The 8872-nt window shown below is 59.7% G+C and carries 5 protein-coding genes and 1 pseudogene; 2 read left to right on the top strand and 4 right to left on the bottom strand.

Features of this window, described 5'->3' with window-relative positions:
- A pseudogene (locus VF436_RS18225) lies at positions 1-810 on the top strand (glucose-6-phosphate dehydrogenase); the annotation flags it as partial.
- A 12-nt stretch (positions 811-822) separates the two neighbouring features.
- A complete protein-coding gene (locus VF436_RS18220) occupies positions 823-2592 on the top strand; it encodes a glycoside hydrolase family 15 protein (protein WP_330905463.1) in 1770 nt (589 codons plus the stop codon).
- 131 nt (positions 2593-2723) lie between these two features.
- On the opposite strand, the gene VF436_RS18215 is transcribed toward VF436_RS18220, so the two are convergent.
- The 4 genes from VF436_RS18215 to fdhF all read right to left on the bottom strand — a co-directional run bounded on the left by VF436_RS18215 (position 2724) and on the right by fdhF (position 8867).
- Positions 2724-4808, bottom strand: a complete 2085-nt coding sequence (locus VF436_RS18215) for a catalase (protein WP_330905462.1) — start codon at positions 4806-4808, stop codon at positions 2724-2726.
- A 110-nt stretch (positions 4809-4918) separates the two neighbouring features.
- Positions 4919-5140 (bottom strand): formate dehydrogenase subunit delta, encoded by a 222-nt coding sequence (locus tag VF436_RS18210; protein ID WP_330905461.1) that lies wholly within the window; start codon positions 5138-5140, stop codon positions 4919-4921.
- On the bottom strand, positions 5137-5967 hold the full coding sequence (gene fdhD, locus VF436_RS18205; protein ID WP_330905460.1) for a formate dehydrogenase accessory sulfurtransferase FdhD: 831 nt from the start codon (positions 5965-5967) through the stop codon (positions 5137-5139). The genes VF436_RS18210 and fdhD overlap by 4 nt, the downstream gene beginning before the upstream one ends.
- Before the next feature lie 17 nt (positions 5968-5984).
- Complete coding sequence (gene fdhF / locus VF436_RS18200) at positions 5985-8867, bottom strand: formate dehydrogenase subunit alpha (protein ID WP_330905459.1); 2883 nt, start codon at positions 8865-8867, stop codon at positions 5985-5987.
- Positions 8868-8872: the final 5 nt, after the last annotated feature.

Raw genomic sequence — 8872 nt, 5'->3', positions numbered from 1 at the left:
GGTGTGGAAAAACGCGGCAGTTTCTATGAGGTCACCGGTGCCTTGCGCGACATGGTGCCCAATCACGTGTTCCAGTTGATCGCGATGGTCGCGATGGAGCCGCCGGTATCATTTGCCGCCGACGACGTGCGCAACAAGAAGGCCGACGTATTCGCTGCCATGTTGCCGGTCAAGGCCGAGGATGTCTGCCGTGGCCAGTATGGTGCCGGACAGATCGGCGACCAGGACGTGCCCGGTTATCGCGAAGAGCCGAATGTTGCCCCTGATTCGGGCACCGAGACCTACGTCGCCATGCGCCTGGAGATCGACAACTGGCGTTGGGCTGGTGTGCCGTTCTATGTACGCACCGGCAAGCGCCTGTCCAAGCGTTGGACCGAGATCGCCCTGCGTTTCAAGGAAGCTCCGTATGCCTTGTTCCAGGATGCGCCGGTCGATCGGTTGGACGCCAACTGGCTGATCATCCAGATCCAGCCGGATGAGGGCATTCGCCTGAGCTTCAATGCCAAGCGCCCGGGTACGCGCATGGAGATCGAAACGGTGGAGATGGATTTCAAGTATTCGGAGTGGTTCAACGAAGGCGCTGCCAATGGTTACGAGACGCTGATCTTCGACAGCCTGATCGGGGATGCCACCTTGTTCCAGCGTGCCGACCAAGTGGAGCTGGCATGGCGTGTGGTGCAGCCCGCGCTCGATCTGTGGCAATCCCGCAAGGCGCCCGGATTTCCTGATTACGCGGCGGGAACCGATGGCCCTTCATGCGCCGATGCCATGCTCAAGCGCGATGGACGTGCCTGGCGGAAGATCGGTTGAGGAGCTCGATGCATGGCTAGCCGTATTGAAGATTACGCCATGATCGGCGATTGCAGGACCGCGGCGCTGGTTGGCAAGGATGGCTCGATCGACTGGTTATGCCTGCCGCACTTCGACTCCGGTGCCTGTTTTACCTCGCTGTTGGGTAACGAGGACAACGGCTGCTGGAGCATCGCCCCCGTTGCGGATGTCACGAAGGTTTCCCGGCATTACGACGATGGCAGCCTGGTGTTGCGTACGGTATTCGAGACGGCCCAAGGGCAGGTCGAACTGGTGGATTTCATGCCGCTGAATTGCGACACCAGCCATATCGTGAGGATGGTTCGTGGCCTTGCCGGCCGGGTGGACATGCATCTGAAGCTGGTTGTGCGCTTCGATTACGGCGCTACCGTGCCCTGGGTGAGCAAGGTCGAAGACAATGTGCATCGACTTGTGGCCGGTGCCGATCAGTTGTTGTTGCGTTCGTCCGTGGAGGTGCATGGCGACGATGGTCACTCGGTTGCCGATTTCACTGTGTGCGAAGGCGAGTCGGTGCACTTCGTGCTCAGCCATGGTGCTTCCTATGTGGATGCACCCGAGGCCATCGACGTCGACGAGACGCTGCATCGCACCTTGAAGTCCTGGCATAAGTGGTCCGATCGCTGCACGGGCAGGGGTCCCTGGAACGACCTGATCAAGCGATCGCTGCTGGTGCTCAAGGGGCTTAGCTTCAGGCCTACCGGCGGCATCGTGGCCGCAGTGACAACATCTCTGCCTGAGTGCATTGGTGGGGAGCGCAATTGGGATTATCGTTACTGCTGGTTGCGAGACGCCACACTGACCTTACTAGCGTTTCTCAATGCCGGTTACGACGAGGAGGCCATTGCCTGGCGCGACTGGCTGATCCGCGCAGTGGCTGGCAGTCCGGACCAGATCCAGATCATGTATGGATTGCGCGGCGAGCGACGGCTGGATGAGTGGACAGTGCCGTGGCTTTCAGGCTACGAAAATTCCTTGCCGGTACGCATTGGTAACGCAGCGGCTAAGCAGGTGCAACTGGATATCTTCGGTGAGCTTTCGCACACGATGGCTGCGGCGATCAAGCGCGGGCTGCCGGTAATTGGCCATGGTCTGGCCGTGCGCGACGCCTTGCTTGATCGCTTGGAGACGATCTGGGAACAACCGGACCAGGGCATCTGGGAGACGCGTGCCGAACCGCGTCACTTCGTGCATTCGAAGGTCATGGCATGGCTGGCTTTTGATCGCGCGGCGCATAGCGACAACACCACGAACGAAGCACAGCGCGCACATTATCGCGATATTGCTGATCGCATCCATGCCAGTGTCTGCAAACACGGCATTGATCCACGCTACAACTGCTTTACCCAGTCTTATGGCTCGCCAGAGATGGATGCGAGCTTGTTGCTGATCGCCAACGTGGGCTTTCTGCCCTCCGACGACGAACGCATTCGCAATACGGTGCAGCAGATCGAAAAACGCCTGCTGGTCGATGGGTTGGTGCTGCGCTACGAAACCCAGAGTGGTGTCGATGGTTTGCCGCCGGGTGAAGGCGCCTTTCTGGCATGCAGTTTCTGGCTGGTGGAGAATTTCGTCTGGCTTGGCCAGATCGATAAGGCTCGGGAAATGTTCGAGCGCCTGATTGGCCTGTGTAACGACCTGGGTCTGCTTGCTGAAGAATATGACCCGCGCACTAAGCGTCACCTTGGAAATTTCCCGCAGGCCTTCAGTCACGTGGCCCTGGTCAATGCGGCGTTTACACTGACACGCGCGCTATCGCCGTGACAGGGCTGCGCAGGAAAATATTCATTCGCGACGCAATCTGCCGTTCTTTTGCAGGTTGAAGGTTGTGAAACCTCCAAGGCGCGACCGGGGTCGCGCCTCTCTGGCGGTTGCATGCGTTCTTGCGCCATGAATCAATGCATACGCTCCCATTGTCGCGTTTTCGCCGCCCGGATGAATGTCTTCAGGTTGGAAAGCATAACGACCCCTGGATCGCTTTCGATATTCATGTGCTGTAGCAATACAGCTCCTCCCTTGTCGACGCCGATCGCCTTGAGGTGACGAAACGCGTCGTGCACGAAATCCTGGGCATCGGGGTTACCGGTCAGCACCTTGGCTGCGTCAGCAGATAGCACGATAGCTACCGCGTCGAATACGACCGATGGCGTTCCGGCCAGTTGTCCGTCGGCTTCCACGACCTTGCCATCGGACAACTTGATGCCTCCACGGCGCGGGCTGACCAATTTCACCATGGCTCCCTCGGATTTGCAGGTCTTACGTATTGAGTCGATCATCTCTGCGTCTGAGCCTTCGGCTGCGAGGATGCCGATACAGCGGCCTTCCAGAGTCGGCTTCATCTTGCCGATGATCTGCAAGGCAGGCGAGGGCGGCATATCGATAACCGGAGCAGCCGCAGGCGGCATGACGGGCATTGCCTTAAGTCCCAGGTCATCGGCGACCTTGCGTGCGAGATCTTCATCCACGTGCCGTATATGTCCAACGATACGTTCGCGCACGTGCGCCGTATCGACTTTCGATAATTCGAATATGAATGCCGAGGCGATGTTTGCCTGTTCGGCTTGCGTCTGGCTGCGATAGAAAAGACGCGCCTGGCTGTAATGATCGGCGAACGACTCCGCGCGCAATCGCCCGCGCTTGCCAGCCTCTTCCACGGCAAAGCTGTGAAAACCATGCTTTGGGTCTTCGCGTGGAGAAGTGTTATCGAGCGAGGATGGTTCGTAACTGACACGTCCCCGCGGCACGGCGGTCTGCATGTGTCCATCGCGTTGATGGTTGGCATAAGGACATTTGGGAGCGTTGATCGGCAGTTGGTGGAAATTGGGTGAGCCAAGACGCTTGAGTTGCGTGTCGAGGTAGGAAAACAGGCGCCCTTGCAACAAAGGGTCATTGCTGAAGTCGATGCCGGGAACGATGTTTGCCGGGCAGAAGGCCGCCTGTTCGGTTTCGGCGAAAAAATTATCCGGCCACCGATCCAGTACCATCCGACCGATCACCTTTAAAGGTACGGTTTCTTCGGGGATCAGCTTGGTCGGGTCCAGGTGATCAAAGGGAAATGCCTGCGCCTGTTCCTCAGTGAATAGCTGCACAGCCAGTTCCCAGGCGGGATACTGACCAGCCTCAATGGCTTCGAACAGGTCGCGCCGTTGAAAATCTGGATCGGCACCGGCAAGCTTGACCGCTTCGTTCCACACCGTTGATTGCAGACCGAGTTCGGGTCGCCAGTGAAACTTCACAAAGGTCGATTTGCCCTTGGCATCGAGCAGCCGGAAGGAATGGATACCGAATCCTTCCATCATGCGTAGTGAACGCGGAATGGTGCGATCGGACATTGCCCAGAAAATCATATGGATAGATTCCGGGGTCAGCGATATGAAATCCCAGAACGTGTCATGTGCTGTCGCCGATTGCGGAAATCCGCGGTCCGGCTCCATTTTTACCGCATGCACCAGATCCGGGAATTTGATGGCGTCCTGGATAAAGAACACTGGGATATTGTTCCCGACCAGATCCCAATTACCCTCCTTGGTGTAGAACTTGACCGCGAAGCCGCGTACATCCCGTGGTGTATCGACCGAGCCTGCACCGCCGGCGACGGTGGAGAAGCGGGTGAACACAGGTGTGCGCACACCTGTTTCTGTCAGGATACGTGCAGTGGTAAAACGTGAAAGCGAGTGCGACAGTTCGAAGTAGCCGTGGGCACCTGAGCCGCGTGCGTGCACGATGCGTTCGGGAATACGCTCGTGGTCGAAATGGAAGATTTTCTCGCGCAGCACGAAGTCTTCAAGTAATGTCGGCCCCCGGATAGAGCTGCGCAACGAATTCTGGTTGTCGCTGATCGCGACTCCTTGATTGGTGGTCAGTGACGGATGTGAGCCACCGGCAAGCTGATGCAGTTCGCCGCCCTGTCCTTGGGTGACCTCGTCCTTTTTACGCGAAACGTCCTTTTTGCTCTCTTTTTTTACCGCTTTCTTTGCCATGGCCGATGACCTGCTGCGTCAAAGGGCATAAGCATGCGACTGCCGGTGTCAAACAGGTGTGCAACGCGCATTGATGAGGCTGGCTCGCGATGAGACGATACATGCGGCGATCAATTCGCTGGCAAGACCAGTCCTTGCACGGCTTCCGAAGCCAGCGGAATCAGGCCTTCACCACCTTCGTCAAGATAGGTTTTCAACGTGCGACGCATGACGGGGTCCCAGAAGCGCGTGAGGTGGTCGCGCACGCCGTTCACTGCGGCGGCGTGATCGGGTTCGATCGTGAAATACGTGGCGATGTCGTTGGCCATCGCGATCAGGCGTTCGATTCTCATGGTGATCCCGACTCAAGGGCGCCGGCGGCTGCGATACGGTGAGGGTGGGTGTAGACGTTGTGGCTGCCGCGACGCGCGAAGCCAATCAGGGTGAGCCCTGCGCTGCGCGCCAGTTCGATGGCCAGCGCGGTAGGAGCGGAAATGGCGATCAGCAGCGTGACGCCCGCACGGGTGGCCTTGGTGACCATTTCGTAGCTGGCTCGGCTGGTGACTAGCACCATGCCAGTGGCCGGATCGATGCCTTCGCGGCGCAACGCGCCAAGCAGCTTGTCCAAGGCGTTGTGGCGGCCCACATCTTCGCGAACCAGCAGGATCTGCCCATGCATGTCTGCCCAGGCTGCCGCATGAACGGCGCCGGTTGCCCCATTCATGGGCTGGTGCGATTGCAGTGCGGCCAGGGCACGCTCAAGTGACGCTCGCTCGATCAACGCGCCCGTGCCGACTGGTTCGCTTTGGCGTATCGCTTGCTCCAGGTCGCGTGTGCCGCAGATGCCGCAGCCGCTGCGCCCTGGCAGCAAACGCTGGCGCTCGGCGCCGATACGTGCAGCAGGTGTGTCGCTGGGTACCTGCATGCTTAGCGCGATACCCTCCAACAGTACTTGGGATTCAATCGACAGTAGCTGCCAGGGATGCTCAATCAGGCCCTCGCTGAGCGAAAAACCCAGTGCGAAATCTTCCAGGTCATGCGGCGTTGCCATCATCACGGCGAAGGTTTCGCCGTTGTAGACCATGGCGATGGGCATTTCCTCGGCGACGTCGTCGTCTTCACGTACCACCTGGCCGTCACGCCAGCGTTCGACGCTGCGCGTGACATAACCTTGGGACATGTGGGTGTCCGATGGGGTCAAGCGGGATCCATCGAGCGATTCAGCAGCGCCTGTTGCGCCTCGGTGAAGGCATGGTAGCGCTTCTGCCACTCCGACGGCTGTGACACACGGGTGACCTGCACGGCGGTTACCTTGTACTCGGGACAGTTGGTGGCCCAGTCGGAATTCTCTGTGGTGATCACGTTGGCGCCGGAGCCGGGAAAGTGGAAGGTGGTGTAGACCACGCCCGGCTGCATGCGTTCGGAGATCATCGCACGTAGCACGGTTTCGCCGGAACGGCTCTGGATGCCGACCCAGTCGCCCTCATTGATGCCGCGTTCCTCTGCATCGTGCGGATGGATTTCCAGACGATCTTCGTCATGCCACATGACATTGGGTGTGCGGCGGGTCTGGGCGCCCACGTTGTACTGGCTGAGGATGCGGCCCGTGGTCAGGATCAGCGGATGCTCGGCATTGACCTTCTCGGTGGTCGGTACGTATTCAGTCAGCATGAAGCGCCCCTTGCCTCGCACGAATTCATCCACGTGCATGATCGGGGTGCCTTGTGGGTGCTGCTCGTTGCATGGCCATTGGATGGAACCCATGTCTTCCAGCCGGGCAAAACTGACGCCGTGGAACGTCGGGGTCAGGGCCGCGATCTCGTCCATGATCTCGGACGGGTGGCTATAGTTCATCGGATAGCCCATCGCCTGGGCCAGTCGCTGGGTGATCTGCCAGTCCGCCAAGCCATGGCTTGGCTCCATGACCTTGCGCACACGCGAGATGCGGCGCTCGGCATTGGTGAATGTACCGTCCTTCTCCAGGAAGGAACTGCCCGGCAGGAACACGTGTGCGAACTTGGCCGATTCGTTGAGGAATAGATCCTGCACCACGATGCATTCCATCGCGGTGAGCGCGGCGGTCACATGCTGCGTATCCGGATCGGATTGTGCGATGTCCTCGCCTTCGATGTACAAGCCCTTGAAACTGCCATCCAGGGCAGCTTCAAACATGTTGGGAATGCGCAGGCCGGGTTGATCGTACAGAGTCACCCCCCAGGCCTGCTCGAAAGACTGGCGCACGGTCGTGTCGCTGACGTGGCGATAGCCGGGAAATTCGTGTGGAAACGAGCCCATGTCGCAAGAGCCCTGCACGTTGTTCTGTCCGCGTAGCGGATTGACGCCCACGCCGCGGCGCCCGATGTTGCCGGTGGCCATGGCGAGATTGGCGATGCCCATGACCGCCGTCGAGCCCTGGGCATGCTCGGTGACACCCAGGCCGTAGTAAATCGCCGCGTTGCCTCCCGTGGCATACAAGCGAGCTGCGCCACGTACCAGCGCGGCGGGCACGCCCGTGGTGGCTTCCATCGCTTCCGGGCTGTAGCGGTCCTGCGACACGAAGGCTTTCCATTTCTCGAACGCCTCTGGCTCGCAGCGTCGCGCGACAAAGGCTTCGTCGACCAGGCCCTCGGTCACGATCACGTGAGCGAGGGCGTCGAGCATCGCCACGTTGGTGCCTGGGCGAAGCTTGAGGTGATAGTTGGCTTTCACATGCGGCGTGCGAACCAGGTCGATACGGCGTGGATCGATCACGATCAGCTTCGCACCCTCGCGCAGGCGGCGCTTCATTTGCGAACCGAACACCGGATGGGCATCGGTCGGGTTGGCGCCGATGACCAGTACCACATCAGTCGATTCGATCGAGTCGAAATCTTGCGTGCCGGCCGACTCGCCCAGGGTCGCTTTCAGACCATAGCCGGTTGGCGAGTGGCACACGCGCGCGCAGGTATCGACGTTGTTGTTGCCGAAGCCGGCGCGCACCAGCTTCTGCACCAGATATGTCTCTTCGTTGGTGCAGCGCGATGAGGTGATGCCGCCGACCGCATGTTTGCCATAGGTTGCCTGGATACGCTTGAACTCACTGGCGACATGCGCGAAGGCATCATCCCAGCTGACGATACGCCACGGATCGGAGATCTTCGCGCGAATCATCGGTGTGGTGATGCGATCCTGGTGCGTGGCATAGCCGATGGCGAAGCGTCCCTTGACGCAGGAGTGACCATGGTTGGCGTGTCCATCCTTGTTGGGCACCATGCGCACGATCTCCTCGCCCTTCATTTCGGCGCGGAAACTGCACCCTACGCCGCAATAGGCGCATGTGGTGACTACGCTATGCTCGGCCTGGCCCTTTTCGATCAGGGTCTTTTCCGACAGCGTGGCGGTGGGGCAGGCCTGAACGCAGGCGCCGCATGACACGCATTCGGAATCGAGGAATGCTTCATCCTGGCTGGGTGAAACCTTGGAGTCGAAACCCCGTCCCTGGATGGTCAGCGCGAACGTGCCCTGGACTTCGCCGCAGGCGCGTACGCAGCGCGAGCAGGCGATGCACTTGGACGGATCGAAGGTGAAATACGGGTTGGATTCGTCCTTGGCGGCAAATCGCGGATTGGCGGTGCCGTCTTGCTGCTTGGCGAAGACATGGTTGGCACCTTCGTAGCCGTAGCGTACTTCGCGCAGACCAACCACGCCGGCCATGTCTTGCAGTTCGCAATGCCCGTTGGCGGGGCAGGTCAGGCAGTCCAGTGGATGGTCGGAGATATAGAGCTCCATGACGCCACGGCGAATCTGTGCGAGTTTCGACGTCTGCGTGCTGACCTTCATGCCAGGAGTGACTGGCGTGGTACATGAAGCGGGGTAGCCCTTGCGTCCTTCGATCTCCACCAGGCATAGACGGCAGGAGCCGAATGCATCGAGCGAATCGGTAGCGCATAGCTTGGGAATGTTGATGCCTGCCTGCGCGGCGGCTCGCATCACGGAGGTGCCTTCGGGCACCTGGATGCTGCGGCCGTCTATTTCCAGGGTCACCGAGGTGTCATGGATCACCTTGCGGGTGCCGTAGTCAATCTCGACAATGGACAGCATGGGGC

The sequence above is a fragment of the Dyella sp. genome (genome assembly GCF_036384435.1).
Lineage (GTDB): Bacteria > Pseudomonadota > Gammaproteobacteria > Xanthomonadales > Rhodanobacteraceae > GSA-30.
The sequence above is the reverse complement of the archived record's forward strand: the minus strand, read 5'-3'. Positions and strand labels throughout refer to the sequence as shown.

Coding starts and splice junctions, on each gene's coding strand:
- VF436_RS18210 (WP_330905461.1), bottom strand. CDS start 5,140: ATGAGAATCGAACGCCTGATCGCGATGGCCAACGACATCGCCACGTAT.
- VF436_RS18215 (WP_330905462.1), bottom strand. CDS start 4,808: ATGGCAAAGAAAGCGGTAAAAAAAGAGAGCAAAAAGGACGTTTCGCGT.
- VF436_RS18220 (WP_330905463.1), top strand. CDS start 823: ATGGCTAGCCGTATTGAAGATTACGCCATGATCGGCGATTGCAGGACC.
- fdhD (WP_330905460.1), bottom strand. CDS start 5,967: ATGTCCCAAGGTTATGTCACGCGCAGCGTCGAACGCTGGCGTGACGGC.
- fdhF (WP_330905459.1), bottom strand. CDS start 8,867: ATGCTGTCCATTGTCGAGATTGACTACGGCACCCGCAAGGTGATCCAT.